Source organism: Paenibacillus oralis (genome assembly GCF_003863965.1).
GTDB classification, from domain to species: Bacteria; Bacillota; Bacilli; order Paenibacillales; family Paenibacillaceae; genus Fontibacillus; species Fontibacillus oralis.
Map to the genome: position 1 here is coordinate 1635724 of NZ_RRCN01000001.1, position 14574 is coordinate 1650297.

The 14574-nt window shown below is 46.3% G+C and carries 11 protein-coding genes and 4 pseudogenes; 5 read left to right on the forward strand and 10 right to left on the reverse strand.

Annotated elements, in window-relative coordinates; all coding sequences use genetic code 11:
- Positions 1-34 precede the first annotated feature (34 nt).
- From EHV15_RS07720 to EHV15_RS37220, 5 genes and pseudogenes are all read right to left on the reverse strand, one after another.
- The gene (locus EHV15_RS07720) at positions 35-1036 is read right to left on the reverse strand and encodes a sensor histidine kinase (RefSeq protein WP_128630724.1); all 1002 of its coding nucleotides are present in this window, start codon (positions 1034-1036) and stop codon (positions 35-37) included.
- Entirely contained in the window at positions 1037-1720 is a 684-nt protein-coding gene (locus EHV15_RS07725; RefSeq protein ID WP_128630725.1) for a response regulator transcription factor, read from the reverse strand.
- 114 nt (positions 1721-1834) lie between these two features.
- Positions 1835-2506: a DUF4386 domain-containing protein gene (locus tag EHV15_RS07730; RefSeq protein ID WP_128630726.1), complete on the reverse strand. Its 672-nt coding sequence runs from the start codon at positions 2504-2506 to the stop codon at positions 1835-1837.
- A gap of 66 nt (positions 2507-2572) precedes the next feature.
- Positions 2573-2794: pseudogene (locus EHV15_RS38245) on the reverse strand (response regulator transcription factor); the annotation flags it as partial.
- Between the two features lie 93 nt (positions 2795-2887).
- Positions 2888-4717, reverse strand: a pseudogene (locus EHV15_RS37220) (winged helix-turn-helix domain-containing protein); the annotation flags it as partial.
- 355 nt (positions 4718-5072) lie between these two features.
- On the opposite strand from EHV15_RS37220, the gene EHV15_RS07745 reads away from it, so the two are divergent.
- The 3 genes from EHV15_RS07745 to EHV15_RS07755 all read left to right on the forward strand — a co-directional run bounded on the left by EHV15_RS07745 (position 5073) and on the right by EHV15_RS07755 (position 7535).
- Complete coding sequence (locus EHV15_RS07745) at positions 5073-5498, forward strand: alcohol dehydrogenase catalytic domain-containing protein (protein ID WP_128630727.1); 426 nt, start codon at positions 5073-5075, stop codon at positions 5496-5498.
- Complete coding sequence (locus EHV15_RS07750) at positions 5435-5812, forward strand: zinc-binding dehydrogenase (RefSeq protein ID WP_128630728.1); 378 nt, start codon at positions 5435-5437, stop codon at positions 5810-5812. The genes EHV15_RS07745 and EHV15_RS07750 overlap by 64 nt, the downstream gene beginning before the upstream one ends.
- A gap of 229 nt (positions 5813-6041) precedes the next feature.
- A complete protein-coding gene (locus EHV15_RS07755; RefSeq protein ID WP_128630729.1) occupies positions 6042-7535 on the forward strand; it encodes a peptide MFS transporter in 1494 nt (497 codons plus the stop codon).
- A 345-nt stretch (positions 7536-7880) separates the two neighbouring features.
- Here EHV15_RS07755 and EHV15_RS07760 read toward each other — a convergent pair.
- From EHV15_RS07760 to EHV15_RS07775, 4 genes and pseudogenes are all read right to left on the reverse strand, one after another.
- Positions 7881-7970, reverse strand: a pseudogene (locus EHV15_RS07760) (MerR family transcriptional regulator); the annotation flags it as partial.
- Between the two features lie 322 nt (positions 7971-8292).
- Positions 8293-8697, reverse strand: coding sequence for a VOC family protein (locus EHV15_RS07765; RefSeq protein WP_128630730.1), 405 nt, complete (start codon positions 8695-8697; stop codon positions 8293-8295).
- Positions 8698-8916: 219 nt separating this feature from the next.
- On the reverse strand, positions 8917-9801 hold the full coding sequence (locus tag EHV15_RS07770; protein ID WP_128630731.1) for an SDR family oxidoreductase: 885 nt from the start codon (positions 9799-9801) through the stop codon (positions 8917-8919).
- A gap of 98 nt (positions 9802-9899) precedes the next feature.
- Positions 9900-10844, reverse strand: a complete 945-nt coding sequence (locus EHV15_RS07775) for an AraC family transcriptional regulator (protein WP_128630732.1) — start codon at positions 10842-10844, stop codon at positions 9900-9902.
- Positions 10845-11116: 272 nt separating this feature from the next.
- Here EHV15_RS07775 and EHV15_RS07780 point away from each other — a divergent pair, with 272 nt between their 5' ends.
- Both EHV15_RS07780 and EHV15_RS07785 read left to right on the forward strand, forming a co-directional pair.
- Positions 11117-11479, forward strand: coding sequence for a MerR family transcriptional regulator (locus EHV15_RS07780; protein ID WP_128630733.1), 363 nt, complete (start codon positions 11117-11119; stop codon positions 11477-11479).
- Positions 11480-11506: 27 nt separating this feature from the next.
- Positions 11507-12313, forward strand: a pseudogene (locus tag EHV15_RS07785) (SDR family oxidoreductase).
- 958 nt (positions 12314-13271) lie between these two features.
- On the opposite strand, the gene EHV15_RS07790 reads toward EHV15_RS07785, so the two are convergent.
- Complete coding sequence (locus EHV15_RS07790; protein WP_128630734.1) at positions 13272-14555, reverse strand: MFS transporter; 1284 nt, start codon at positions 14553-14555, stop codon at positions 13272-13274.
- Positions 14556-14574 lie beyond the last annotated feature (19 nt).

Here is a 14574-nt window from a genome sequence, read left to right on the forward strand (position 1 = left end):
TGGAGGTGACAATTCAGTCACTTACGGAGTGCCGTTAAATCACATGCTTATAAAATTTAATCCGAAACTGCGTCCCCTTCCCGCTGTCGCTCGTCACATCGATCACGCCGTTCTGGCTGGCAATGATGCTGTGAGCCATCGCAAGCCCTATACCGATGCTCCCTTCGCTAGCGTTCTTTCCTTTGTAAAAACGTTTGAAAATATAAGGCAAATCTTCTTTCGGAATGCCTTTTCCGGTGTCAGCAATGACGAGTTCCGTAAATAACGCGTTTTCGGAAAATGTGATGGCGATCGCTCCGCCTTCAGGCGTATGCTCCACACCGTTTTTCAAAATATTGATGACCGCTTCGGCCGTCCAATTGAAATCGCCGACAAAAGAGACCTCGTCATCGCCCGCGACGGAAACCGTCTGTCCCTTAATATCCATCGGAATCATAACCGGCTCTAATACCTTTTGGATAAGGTTTTTCATGAGTATTCGATCTTTTTTGAATGGGATGGTCTTCGCATCCATTTTCGATAGCTTTAACAGGGAAGAAACCAGCCAATCGATGCGTTCAAGCTGGAGGCGAATATGATGGGTGAACTCCGTTCTTTTGGCCGGAGGCAGGTCAGGGGCGCTTAACAAATCAGCCATCACCGTCATGGAGGTGAGCGGCGTTTTGAGCTGATGTGAAATATCGGAGATGGCATCCGTCAGTTGAATTTTATCCCGCTGCAATAGCGACCGGTGCTCCGATAGCATGAGCGTTACTTTGTAAATATCATTTTTTAAAATACTTAGCTCGCCTTCTTGGTTATCACGAACGTCAAGGGAATCATTACCGTTGCTGATTTCCCGCAAATAGTAGGACAGCTTCGCTAATTCGCGGTATCTCCAGCTCGTAAATAACAAACTCGTGCCCATAAGCAGCATGGATACAATAAAAATCAATGCCGCAGCGACGGACGAAAAGAAAGCAGCAACCACGGTCGCCGTTATGCTGATCGAGCCCATGACGAGTAACAACATTTGAATTTCCCGATTGCGCAGCATCTAATCACCAGCCTTATAGCCTAAACCGCGTACCGTTTTGATCAATACCGGCTGCTCTGGATCATCCTCCAGCTTTTCCCTCAGCCTTTTGATATAGACCGTTAACGTATTGTCATTCACGAAGTCGCCAGCCACGTCCCAGATTTGCTCTAAAAGCTGATTCCTTGTGAGGACCTGCCCAACGTGGTTGCCAAAGATCAGCAATAAGCGATATTCCAAGGCGGTTAGCGGAATTTCGGCACCGTTCTTATGCACTTTGCCTTCCAGTGTATGGATTCGAACATGGCCGATGTCGATGATCGCTCTGGCGTGGGACGGCTTCTGATATCTCCGCAAGACGGACTTGATCCGGGAGAGAAGCTCACGAACTCGAAAAGGCTTGGTAATGTAATCATCGGCTCCCATGTCGAGTCCCATCACGACATTGACCTCATCGTCGATCACCGTTAAGAAGATAACCGGAATGTCTCGCCGCTCCTTCACCATCTTGCACAATTCATAGCCGTTTCCGTCCGGAAGCTGTAAATCGAACAAGCATAAAGCGAACTGATCGATGTCTTCGGCGAGCACTTTTTTGGCTGTAGCGGCATCATGGCAGAGAACGGTTTGATAACCATCTTGCTGCAGCGAATATTCCAGTCCCGACGCGATCGTCTTATCATCTTCGACTAATAAAATTTTCAATGCGGATCATCCTTACGTTAGAGTAAATTCACTCCTCATCTTAGTTTCGATATTATAACAGATTTTCTGGGCAGGTTTCACGGTTACTTATGGTAGGGTTCAACCGTATCGAGACTAACGTAACTTTGCGGAAGCTTGCGTATGCAGATTAAATCCCTTCACCATGAGCCAAACCGGTAAAGCAATTTCGAATATCGCTCCAGGGATGTAAAGTATCTCTCCGCCATCCAGGCCGGCCATGGACAGAGAACTGCTTGCTAACAGGCCCGTATACCCAATTAAGCCGATCATGGACAACCATCGTGGAACCAATCTCGATCGATAGAGAATATAACAAAATAACAAGCTGCCTAAACTCAGCACAAGCATGGCCATATCAAATAACAAATAGTGGGTTTGCACCACAGAATTTCCTAACGTTTGCAAGTATGAATCACCGGAAGTTCCTGCGGATATAGGCTGCTTACTTAACGCGAGAAGGATAAGCGGACCGATTATACTTATCATCAGCAATGCCGACTCCATGATTCGAGAAGCAAAGTAGCCAAAGGCAAACGCTTCATGATATTTCTTTAACGTCGGCTGCAGTAACATGGCAATCCCCACAACCGCTATGGCGTTAATTAGCTCCAGGAACACTCCTGTAAGCACGCTCGTTCGATTGGAATTCACACTGACCAGCAAGTCAGTTCGATGCAAGATAGGATCCAACATCCCGCTTCCCACCAAGAATGTGCCCGTCGACAATAAAAATAATGCTCCCACCACTCTCTCCACCTTTTTCATGCTTCATCTCCTCTCCTAGCTAATTAATAGCAGTATAGCTCGAAGAGGATGGAGCCTGTAGACACTTTAGTGTGGTTTTGGAGTGTTTATTAACAATTTAAGTTCGCGGGCGCGAGCGATCGCTTCCGTGCGTCGTTGTACGTGGAGCTTCTCAAAAATCCTTCGATTGTGGCCTTTCACCGTATCCAATGCCAAGAAGAGCTTCTCGGCGATTTCCCGATTGGAGAGTCCCTGGGCGATGAGCTGCAGTACTTCGATTTCGCGTTGGCTAAGCGGCTCGATCCGGCTATCCTTCATTCCGAATTCGGTGACGGAGCGCATTCGCTCCAGCCCCATTTGGGCTTCTTTAATAGCCGGGTGCGGCAAACCGTCAGCAAGCCTTAGAGCCTCCCGGTAACACTCTGCTGCCAGATCCGGCCGCCCTTCTGCTTCTCTAATCTGAGCGATTCCGATGATGGCCGTTACAGCCATCAGCTGATGATCGATCATTCGGCAATTTGCGATGACTTCGTTATAAGCTTCGCAAGCCTCGGCATAATCTCCCCGCCGCTGGCAGGCAACGCCCAGCATCCAAGCGGACGCCGTCCGGGCAGGTAGATGATCCGGTCGCAAATAGGCAAGCGCACGGCGTGATTGGACAATAACTTGGTCTACTCCGTCCGTTTCCCTTTTCCCCGCATTCCAAGCAGGTGTAATTAATCCGACAAGTTCATTCGTCTTGTCCTCGGTCTCCGAGACTTGCATAGCCGCTTGGGCCGCACGTAGATTGGGTTGCGCAGCATCGCGATGATCGGTCAATAGTAAGGAGGCCAATGTAGCGCGGGTAGCTGCAATCCATCCGATCAGGTCCATGACGCCGGCGTCTTGTTCCATGCCTTCCAATGCAGCTTCTGCCGCTAGAAGCTTGCGTTCGACCCCCGTCGGTTTACCGGCAATCAATAGAGCGGAACCATAATACACCCATAACTCCGGTCTCGCATCCAATTCGATGGCAGGCAAAGACTCTAGCCAGTCGATCGTCATTCTTGCAGCCCCTCGCAGATGCAGCGGCATCCCATCGCCTTTAAGCAGTCGTGAGCTTCGCCCGATGTCCCGGGCTTCAACGGCATGATGGAACGCCTCAATCTCGAAGCCGTGGCCTTCATACCAGATGCTCGCGCGTTGGTGCAATTCGGAGATATCGCTCCCATCCATACTTTCCAACAGCCGTCTACGAAGGATATCGGTGAACAAATGGTGATAACGATACCAACGTCGTTCTTGATCCAGAGGAATAACAAACAAATTTTTACGATCAAACTCGATTAACATTTCATTACCGGAAACCTCAGGATTGGACATCATGTCATCACATAACGATCCGCACATTCGGTCGAGGAGGGAGGTTCGCAGTAGAAAATCCTGTACGGCTTGGGGCTGCCGTTGCAGAACTTCTTCTACCAAATAATCCAGCACAAAATGGTGATTGCCCGTGAAAGACTGAAGGAGCCGATCGGCATCTTGGTCTTCCTGCATAGAGATTGCAGCCAAGCGCAGGCCCGCAGCCCATCCCTCGGTACGTGCTTGGAACTCGGTTATATGGTCCGCGGAGAGATTAAGTTCCATGACATGATTAAAGAGGGCTTCAGCTTCGGTAAGTGTAAATCTCATATCTGCAGCGTGCAGCTCGGTTAATTGGTCCCGAGCCCGCAATCGCGGCAGAGAAATGGCAGGGGTCTCACGGGACGTTAGGACAAGGTGCATCTGTGTGGGAAGGTGGTCCAGCAGGAAGCCTACCGCCTCGTCGACCTCTCTCGAACTGGCCGCATGGTAATCGTCAAGGACAAGGAGGAACGGAGACGGAGTTGCCGCAATTTCATTAAGAAGCGCCGTCAGGATCGACTCGGTCGGTGTAGGTTGAGGTGATTGAAGCACGGAAAGCACGCCTTCTCCGATATTCTCCCCTATAGTCTGAAGAGCGGAGATCATATACGTCAAAAAGCGCGTAAGTTCGCTATCTCCTTGTTCAAGCGAAAGCCACGCCGCCGGTCGCCCACAATTGGCTAACCATTCGCAGACTAACGTCGTTTTGCCATAGCCCGCCGGTGCAGAGATAAGGGTCAATTTGCGGTGCAGACCCTTGTTTAATTTTTCAGTTAACCGTCGGCGTATCACCGTTTTCGACCGAGCCGCGGGGATATATAATTTGGTGGCGTTTATTGGGTTTGACATATATCTATTTTATCAGCACCCATTGTCCATCATCAATATGACGCTGCGGGCGCCAAATAAAGGCAGGGACAAAAGATAAACGAGTAACCCTCGTATCCCTCACCCAAGCAGGGCGTGAAATTGAATCCAGAGTCACTCAGGCCTGGAGCAAGGTGGAAGAGATTACAACGGAACATCTTAATGATGAAGAAAAAGTACAGTTTGTAGCCTTGGCCAAAAAAATAGCCGCTACACTAGAAAAGTAAATAGAAGTAAACCAAACAATGAGTGATATAGACCATGCTTCCGAAGTGAGTTTTGTTCGAAGCCAATTCAGGAAGTTACGCTCACAAAACTTTGAGGAGGAGAGATAAGTATGTCTAACAAGTCGATGCAAGCTGTTTTGGTCAATGAATATGGTGGTCCAAACGTTTTGAAGATAGCAACCGTTGAACGCCCTCAACCGCAAGCGGATGAAGTGCTCATTCGCATCGCATATGCTACGGTCATTCCGCTTGACTATAAAATTCGTAACGGTTGGCTTCAAAATGTTTTTCCTGTAACATTGCCCTATATCCCTGATTTTTACGCTTCCGGAGTTGTCGAAGAGATCGGGCAAAGTGTAACGGAGTTCAAGCCCGGTGATCGTATTTTCGGCAGTATCAGAGGAGCTTACGCAGAATATGGCATTGCAACCATTCAGGAACTGGTTAAAATGCCCGACAATCTCACGTTTCATTGGGTGCGGATCAAGTCATCGATTATACAACGACAAATTTCGAAGACGTCGCCAAGGAAGTAGATCTAGTCGTCGATGCTGTTGGAGGCGAGACGGAGACCCGGTCCTGGTCCGTTCTGAAGAAAGGCGGCATCCTCGTCTCTTTGACCCAGAATCCATCCCAAGAGAACGCTCAGAAGCATGGCGTTACAGCTAAATTCAATACTAAATTCCCAACCCGCGAAGACTTGCAGAGCTTAACGGAATTAATGGCCGCAGGCTCGATTAAAGCAGAGATTGATTCTATATTCCCGTTAAGCCAAGCGGATAAGGCGCTGGAGAAAAGCGAAGCAAGACATGGACGGGGAAGAATTTTGCTGAACGCAAATTCCATCTAACAATGAAACAACACGGGTGCATAGCGCACTACGTGTTGTTTTCTTTATTCACATCGAACCACCCTGACCGATCGTATGGTTAGGCATTCCCCCTAGCCTTATCTCCATACACTTATTGAAAGTTCTTACTTTCTGACAAGGGAGGGGAATTAAGGGATAATGTGGTATTATTACTAAGAGGTGATACATTTGAATAAAATTTTATTACCCCATGGGAGGAAGTATCAGAATGGCTGATTTAAACAAACAAAGAATTGTTGAGAGTGTTCCGCAACGGGGATTTTTTGGACATCCCAAAGGGTTGTTTACTCTGTTCTTTACAGAGTTTTGGGAGCGATTTTCCTACTATGGAATGAAAGCTATCCTTGTTTATTATATGTATTACGAACTGAGTCAAGGCGGACTCGGCATGGATGAGAGCACAGCTCTTGCCATTATGTCTATCTATGGTTCACTTGTCTATATGTCTGGGATTATTGGTGGCTGGTTAGCGGATCGAATATTCGGAGCGTCAAAAGCTGTATTCTATGGCGGCATATTAATCATGCTGGGGCATATCGCCTTGGCCATCCCGGGAAGTATTTCATTATTTTTTGTTTCCATGGTTCTGATCGTGCTGGGTACAGGCTTGCTGAAGCCTAATGTATCCAGTGTTGTGGGGGAAATTTACAGTGAAAGTGACCAACGCCGGGATGCAGGATTCAGTATATTCTATATGGGTATCAACCTGGGGGGATTCATTGCTCCGCTTATTGTAGGAACCGTCGGCATGAATTACAACTTTCACCTGGGCTTCAGCATTGCAGCCGTCGGTATGTTTCTGGGATTAATCATCTTTATCTTTACCAAGAAGAAAAACCTCGGCCTTGCAGGCACTTTGGTAGCAAGCCCGTTATCACAGGCGGAACGGAAAAAAGTATTCCCTATAGTCGGTCTCGGCGCAGTGCTTCTCGCTGGTATCGTCGCTATTACGATTACGTTAGGTCTGTTAACGTTTAAATCCTTTATCGCGATCGTAGGTATTCTGGGAATTTTGATTCCAACCCTGTATTTTATTGTCATGTTTCGTAGTCCACGAACAACAAGCGTTGAACGCTCAAGACTCATTGCTTATATTCCGATGTTTATTGCAGCGATTATGTTCTGGGCTATTCAAGAACAAGGGTCAACTATCCTTGCCAATTATGCAGATAAACGTACGCAATTGGATTTTGCCGGACTTCATATATCGCCAGCCTGGTTTCAGTCTTTAAATCCTTTATTTATTATTGCTTTAGCTCCCCTATTTGCCTGGTTATGGATAAAGCTTGGAAAACGGCAGCCCACGATACCGAAGAAATTCGCCTTGGGCTTATTGTTTGCCGGATTATCCTTTCTTGTGATCCTCTTGCCGGCTTACTTTGGAGGTGAGCATTCCTTGGTTAATCCTTTATGGCTCGTTCTCAGCTATTTCATCGTTGTGCTGGGGGAATTATGCCTGTCTCCCGTAGGACTATCGGCAACGACAAAATTAGCACCCTCGGCCTTCTCAGCCCAGACCATGAGTTTATGGTTCTTATCCAATGCGGCTGCCCAAGCGATTAATGCGCAGATTGTTAGATTTTATTCGCCTGCCAACGAGATGGTATACTTTGGAGTCATTGGAGGAGCGGCAATCCTCCTCAGTATTCTGCTCTTTTCGTTCTCCTCGAAAATTCAGGGGTATATGAAAGGGATACAGTAAAAGAACTCTTGTCCAGAATAGCAGTGTAGGGGGTAGCTCTATATCATTTGTGAAATGTCTGATTCCCCCCCTGAGAATAACGCTTTTCGCCCTACTTGTGGTGCGGTTCAACTTAACGGGTCTATCGGCGAAAAATACGAAAGGAGCATGCTACGGCCGCTCCTTCGCAAAGGTGATGTGGTCAAAGATCGGGGCATTCCACTCCAATAACAAATTAATGCCTTATCAAAGAGGACCCATGGCCAGAAACCCTCCAGTGTATGGATCAAGTAACATGGGAATTCTACGAACCCCACTGGGACAGCCATTCACTTGTTGGTACCATAGGCATTCATCTCCTGAAAATAGACTCGGCACCAGGCCTTTATCCGTGTAAAAACGCACGGCGTGCTCAGTGAGTCCCGTGATCTGGGCAGCTTCTTTGACCGTATGCATTTGGAATCCTCCTTGGAAAATAAATTAAGATAGCCACTTGACTTCGTGTAACACGAAGGTTCTAAGGTACCGCGATCCGGAAGTCGCCAAGATGATGGGCAACTGGAAAGTCGATCTGTAAATACCTTGATTGAACCGAAACTCACGCGCCTATCCTCATCTAATAAGAAGGGACAGGGCGAGTGCCCTGTCCTCTACTATCCTGCACATATATTCAAATCCCTGCGCCGCAAGGAATTCCGCAAAAAACTTGCCGTCACTTATGATACGGTTCTCCGCGCTGTCTGTAACGGCAAGTTTGAAGGCCATTATTTACTGCCCGTCAATGTCTACCTCTAAACCGTTTAATCGCATCCTCGGTCACCGGCTCGAAGAGGTTAAGAAGGTTGCCATCGGGATCGCGGAACAGCATAGAACGGTTCCCCCACGGCATCATGGTCGGTTCCATTACCCAATTATCGACAAATGGCTTCAAGCGCACAAATTCGGCTTCGACATCGTCGACCCGGAACTCAATAATGACAGTGCGATTATTGGCACCTACTACGGAATCGGCGCCGAATAGCTGCGTCGTCTGGGAGTGGCCGATTGCAAGGGTGCAAGATGGCACAACGAGTTCGGCAAATACGGGCGCGGGTCGCTCCGCCGAAACCCCCATGACTTTCTCATAGAACTCGACGAGACGATCCACGTCGTCAGTAATAATGCGTACAGAAGCGAAATTCACAAGATATCATCCTTCCTAATAATAGGTTTGGCCGTGTCCCACAGCCGTTGTAAAACATACTTTTTTACTTATCTATTCTCCTTTACATTTACATGTCCAATTATAAAAAAACGCTACTGACAACGTTATGTCAGTAGCTTGCAATTCCTTGCGCGTCAGACTGGCTCTATTTCATGATTCAGTTCCATGGACAATCGTGCCTTTTCCGTTAGTTGAAGTTTATTTTCCTACAATATCATCGACCAGGGTAGGACCTGCCGGTTTCCAGCCAAGCCTCTCCCGTGTCAAAGAATTGGACGTCGGATTGTCCATTAATACGAATGGTGTAAGCCATCCAAAATGCTCTGCTGCTGCTTCTGGAGAAATGCTGATCACAGGCAGGTTCAGACTTAGGCCGATTGCCTCAGCGATATCCCTAAAAGGTATGCCTTCCTCACCAGCACCGTGAAGCCTTGACCCGGCTGGAGCAGATTCCAGGGCCAATCGAAATAGCTTTGCAGCATCGAGCCTATGTATGGCCGGCCATCTGTTCCATCCATCGCCAACGTATGCTGAAACACCTTTTTCACGAGCAATGTCAGCTAGACCTGTAGCAAAGCCATGCCTAGTGGCGTCATGCACACATGGAGAGAGCCTCACAGCAGCTGACCTTACATTACGTTCAGCCAGTGCTAGTGCCATCTTTTCAGCTGCACTTCGCGGCATTCCCGGTGACCCATCCTGTGGCTGATCTTCCTCTGTAGCTGGTCGCCCTAATGACGGAACCATTGTAGTTACAGAGGTAATAACAAAGGGTTTGCCAGAGCCAACTAGGGTATCTCCCATTGCTTCAATGGCATGAAGATCGTCTGTAATTGCTCCGCCAAAGTCAGTGAAACTATTGTCAAAGGCCAAATGAATGACACCGTCCGCTGCTGCGGCTCCACTTCTGAGACTGTTGATGTCATTAAGGCTGCCGCTATGCACTTGGGCCCCCATTGCATTGAGCGCTGCAGCAGACTTATCTGAACGAGCAAGCCCAATAACTTGGTGACCGGCGTTTATAAGCTCCTTTACAACAGCAGATCCGATAAAACCAGTAGCCCCTGTAACAAAAATACGCATAATAATATCCTCCTAAGCACTTCATAATAGGGTTAAGCCATCTCTTGCACATATTACAAACCCATTATGATTTAAGTCTTAAAAAGATGGTTGCCTGTTTAACTTGACTTATTGCCTGATTCTCCTGAGGTGAAAGTAATATCATTTGATGCATTTAACCGCTGTTCCAATTTAGCAATATCTCTTTTAGGGGGATTTCCAAAATAGCTGCTATAATCCCGGCTGAATTGTGAGGCGCTTGCATACCCTACCAGCTGAGAAGCTGTAACTGCATCCATTTGCCTAGATAACATAAGGTTCCTTGCCTCCTGCAGCCGCAGTTCTTTTTGATATTTCAATGGGCTCATCGAGGTAACTTCCTTAAAATGTTTATGAAAAACAGAAACACTCATATGAGCAAGCCTTGCCAGCTCTGAAACCTTCATTGGCTCATTAAAGTTGTTGCGAAGCCACTCGATTGCCTTTGCCACCTGCCGTACACCTGTATCTGCAAAGCCCATTTCGGCGATGTGAATACCAATCTGGCTTCGCAGCAGCCGCACTAAAATCTCATCCTTAACAATTGGGGCAAGTAATTCTGTATCACTTGGATTATGCAGGCATTCCATTAACCTCGTCACCGCATTAATAATACCTATGTCAGTCTCAGTGACATAACCTACACTCCGGGTTTGCACAGCGGGCAGTCCCTGTGGGTAAATTTTCGGAATAAACTCCGCAATTTTTTCCGGTTCTAAGGTCAACCCTACGGCGAGAAATGGCTGCTGAGAATTCGCCTCTATTGTTTTCAGAGCAACTGGTACGGCAACTGGAATCATAAGCATATGGGACCTGCCAATCTGAAAGATTTCCTTTCCCATCCTGACAGCCTTTACTCCCTGAGCAACAATTATGATGGAGGGCATGTAAAAAGATTTTTCCCAGTCCGTACTTATTTTGGAGTAGCGCCTAGTATACAGACCGGAAATGCTCTGGCTAAAGGTACCATCCTTCTTAGAATGATTGTAAATCAGCTGTGCCAGTTGACTCATTTCGTCTGCCATTTTATATATCTCCTTTCCGAATACTCTGGACAGAATAGTGTACCCGATTTCGTCACGATCGACCAGTCCATGTTGAAATATATAAACGAATCAATGATCCATTTCTTTCGTTCTTCCGCTATCTGCGCACTTGCCTTCGCGGTACAGTTCTTCCATCGAGCTTGATCGTGATGAAAGCCTTGACGTAGAGTGCACTCTAGATGATACGCTATAATTAATTTCGTGGTGAAAGGAGGAATGTCCAATGTTCAAAAGAACGGACGAAATCTTCTATGGCCCTTCAAATTAGTCAGCTTGTGAGCGTGACCGGATTGTCTATTCACACTCTTCGTTACTATGAAAAGGAAGGGATTCTTCCACCCGCCAAACGTAATGAAAGCGGTATTCGCATATATGATTCGGAAGACATTGAATGGATCAAATTCGCATGCTGCCTTCGTGATTCGGGAATGAGTATTGCCGAAATGAAGCAGTTTGTGCAACTGGTCCTAAAGGGAGATGAAACGAAAACTGAACGTATCCAAATGCTTCAATTACAAATTGAACGTATCGAAGCCCAATTCGAACAATTAACTCGCTTCAAGGAAAACATTCAATACAAAATCGATTTATATTCCTCTCAGGTAGGAGATTAAAGGAGGCGCCAGTCCATGAAAACAATCATGATCACCGGTACATCAGCAGGAATCGGAAGAGCTGCAGCCTTACATTTCGCAAATAAGGGATGGAACGTTATCGCTACTATGCGTTCTCCTGAAAAAGAAATGGAGTTGACCCAGGTTCAGAACGTGTGAGTTACCCATCTCGACGTTGAAAACAAGGAATCTATCCAAAATGTAATCGAGCAAGGGATATCAAAATTCGGGGAAATCGACGTCGTTGTAAACAATGCAGGTTACGGTGCATTCGGTATCTTTGAGGCTGCAACGGAAGAACAAATTCAAAGACAGTTTGATGTCAATGTTTTTGGCCTGATGCGGGTAACCAAAGCGATTCTGCCTCATTTCAGAAAGAACCGTAAGGGAGTTATTATCAACGTTACCTCTGAGGGAGGCAGAGTCACCTATCCGTTGTTTTCGCTTTATCATGCTTCCAAATATGCCGTAAACGGATTCACTGAGTCTCTACTTTATGAACTGTCTCCATTTAATATCCGGGTAAAGATTGTGGAGCCGGGACCCACCAAAACCGAGTTCACGGGCAGATCTAGGGATGCTATTCAGGATACCCGGTTAACAGATTATAGTGAATTCGAGCAAAAAATCAATTTAATGTATCAAAGCCTGTTCGACCCTGAACAAATCGCTTCTCCGGAACTTGTTGCTGAAGTTATCTACAAGGCGGCAATCGATCCTTCCCGCCAACTGAGATATCATACCGGCTCTGACTTGATGATTGAACGTGAAGAACTAAACGATAATGAATTTATCGGCAAAATGGCTCAAAGATTTGATATAGATATCGAATAATCTTCAGCATTCCATGTGCAGAGACGAACAGCCTTCTGGTAAATGGGTTGCTGTTCGTCTTTGTAATTGACTGAGGAAAAACAAATCTTTCCGTCCATCACCCAACACAGTCCTCGCAGCGGAATTGTGGCAGTACGGTCGGATCTCCATCATCGGGCAATTTGCCAATAAAGGCACCGCCGTTTGTCGCGCCAATAGCGTCGGAGCCGAAGAAACTGAAAGCCAAGATCAATGAGCTATCGGAGATTGGGCAGCGATTAGAGCAGCGGCAAGCAGACCGGATTGAGCTGCGATTCAAAAGTCAGCAACTGCTCGTGAATGAAGAACACGGTGCATGCGAACAAAGTTTGACCCTGTAACGGGTCTGCGGCCAATTGGACATGTCTTGCACGGCCAAGGCATGTCCTTTTTATTCCTCTTTATCTGCGGCAACTTCGAGCTGCCATTGGATCAATTCTTGCATACCGCCGTCATCAGGCTCGCTCTTATCCCAATCGCTCCCATAAAACTTCTGGGATTCTACTACAAGCGCAAACTCTGCCCACCTCTCCTGCCTATTTAAGAAATTTTGTCCTCTTGACAATTTTTTTCGCCGTCACTTATGGTACGGCTCAGCCTAACGGATCTAACGGCGAAATTGCTAAAGGAGCTGCCGCCGACAGCTCCTTCGTTATATTGTAGCGTTCCTTTTCGGATATGTTGCCAACGGGAAAGCTAAGGTTCTTCACTTTGTTATTCGGATATGTTTTCGCAGGGTACGCCCCTATTAGGTAATCCCATTATACCTTTGCATCCAGGATCTTGAATTCTGATGGCAATCTGGTTACCGTAGCTGTAAAAACTACCAAGTGTATTATAAAATCAAACGCTTACATTTGATAGAAAAGTATGAGTATAGCTTCTGCCTGATAGACTTACTTAATAGTTACAGAAACATCTTTTTAGAGTTGAACGCATACTAGTTTACCTCGTTAGTCGCTTTATTTGTATCTGTAAATTCCCCAATTTCCGGCAAAGGTTTGACACAAAACATGCTGATTATCAGGAAGATTCCAAATGTCAGAAAATAAGATGGCCAACCAACAACACCTATAATTAAAGGAGCAAGTGCCGGAACAATAGATTGTGGTAAAGTATTGGCAACATTCATAATCCCGAAATCTTTTGCAGCATCTTCTTTACGTGGAAGAATTCTAGCTACAAGTGCTGTATCAACGGCTGAGAAACAGCCTGCGCCCAGACCCAAAATAATTGCTGCTACAACGATTGCTGGAAAAAGCGGGAAGAATGCAAAGACCAGAATCCCCATAATCATAATAGCCGCAGAAGTATACAAAAAAGGCTTTTGTTTGCGGACCTTATCTGACCATGCTCCCCCAACAACGCTCATAAGTGCCATTGCTAGTATCATAGCAATGTTTATTACTCCCAGTCCTTGAGTGGCTTCTTCTTGCGTATAATTCATACGGCTAACCAGCATAACAGTCAGGTAACTGGCACTTCCATAACCCAGCATTAAAAAGAATTTAGCAATAATCGCATAGCTAAAAGAAGGAAACTTTCGAGGACTAGGATATATTCTACTAACCCGCTCTATAAAATTCACTTTAGTTTTGGGAGCAGATATAATGTTAACTTTACCATCTTTGATAAGAAATAAACTAATAACAGGTCCCACTAAACCCAGTATGATAAGCATACTCCACTTTATATCAGCGCTAACAGAAGTCATCACCATCATGAGCACCATCCCAACAGATGCAGCGGCGGGTCCCACAAGTCCTATTATTCCGGATATAGTTCCTTGTTTTTCTGCCTTTACTTGTTCAGGAATTAAAGCCATATACGACGCCATAGCAAAATTGAAGAAAAACTGTGCGGCAGACCAACCAACAATGATTTGCCATATAGCAGTGCCGAATCCAACCAAAATGAGCCCTGCGCTGCCGAGCAGTGCACCGAACAGAATCCATGTCCGACGTCTCCCAAATGATACATTTGTCCGGTCACTTACTGCACCGCCTATTGGATTACCAATGAGTGCAAAGAAGGCTCCAATACCTGCCACTAGACCATAAGAGTTTAAATAACCGTCCGGATCAATATCCATCATGCGGAACGTAAGTAGAAGGATTCCCGGTGTCAGTAATGCTAGCATCATTAATCCGAAGCCAATAATTATTCCCGTGGTCAATCTGCCTAATGGTGTGGTGACCTGTCCGATAATGTTTGTCTCGCTCATTTCAGTTTCCCCCAAATAT

What these genes read in the sequence shown, in the direction of transcription:
- EHV15_RS07720 (WP_128630724.1), bottom strand. Translation starts at nt 1,036, where the DNA reads ATGCTGCGCAATCGGGAAATTCAAATGTTGTTACTCGTCATGGGCTCG.
- EHV15_RS07730 (WP_128630726.1), bottom strand. Translation starts at nt 2,506, where the DNA reads ATGAAAAAGGTGGAGAGAGTGGTGGGAGCATTATTTTTATTGTCGACG.
- EHV15_RS07745 (WP_128630727.1), top strand. Translation starts at nt 5,073, where the DNA reads ATGTCTAACAAGTCGATGCAAGCTGTTTTGGTCAATGAATATGGTGGT.
- EHV15_RS07755 (WP_128630729.1), top strand. Translation starts at nt 6,042, where the DNA reads ATGGCTGATTTAAACAAACAAAGAATTGTTGAGAGTGTTCCGCAACGG.
- EHV15_RS07770 (WP_128630731.1), bottom strand. Translation starts at nt 9,801, where the DNA reads ATGCGTATTTTTGTTACAGGGGCTACTGGTTTTATCGGATCTGCTGTT.
- EHV15_RS07775 (WP_128630732.1), bottom strand. Translation starts at nt 10,844, where the DNA reads ATGGCAGACGAAATGAGTCAACTGGCACAGCTGATTTACAATCATTCT.
- EHV15_RS07780 (WP_128630733.1), top strand. Translation starts at nt 11,117, where the DNA reads ATGGCCCTTCAAATTAGTCAGCTTGTGAGCGTGACCGGATTGTCTATT.
- EHV15_RS07790 (WP_128630734.1), bottom strand. Translation starts at nt 14,555, where the DNA reads ATGAGCGAGACAAACATTATCGGACAGGTCACCACACCATTAGGCAGA.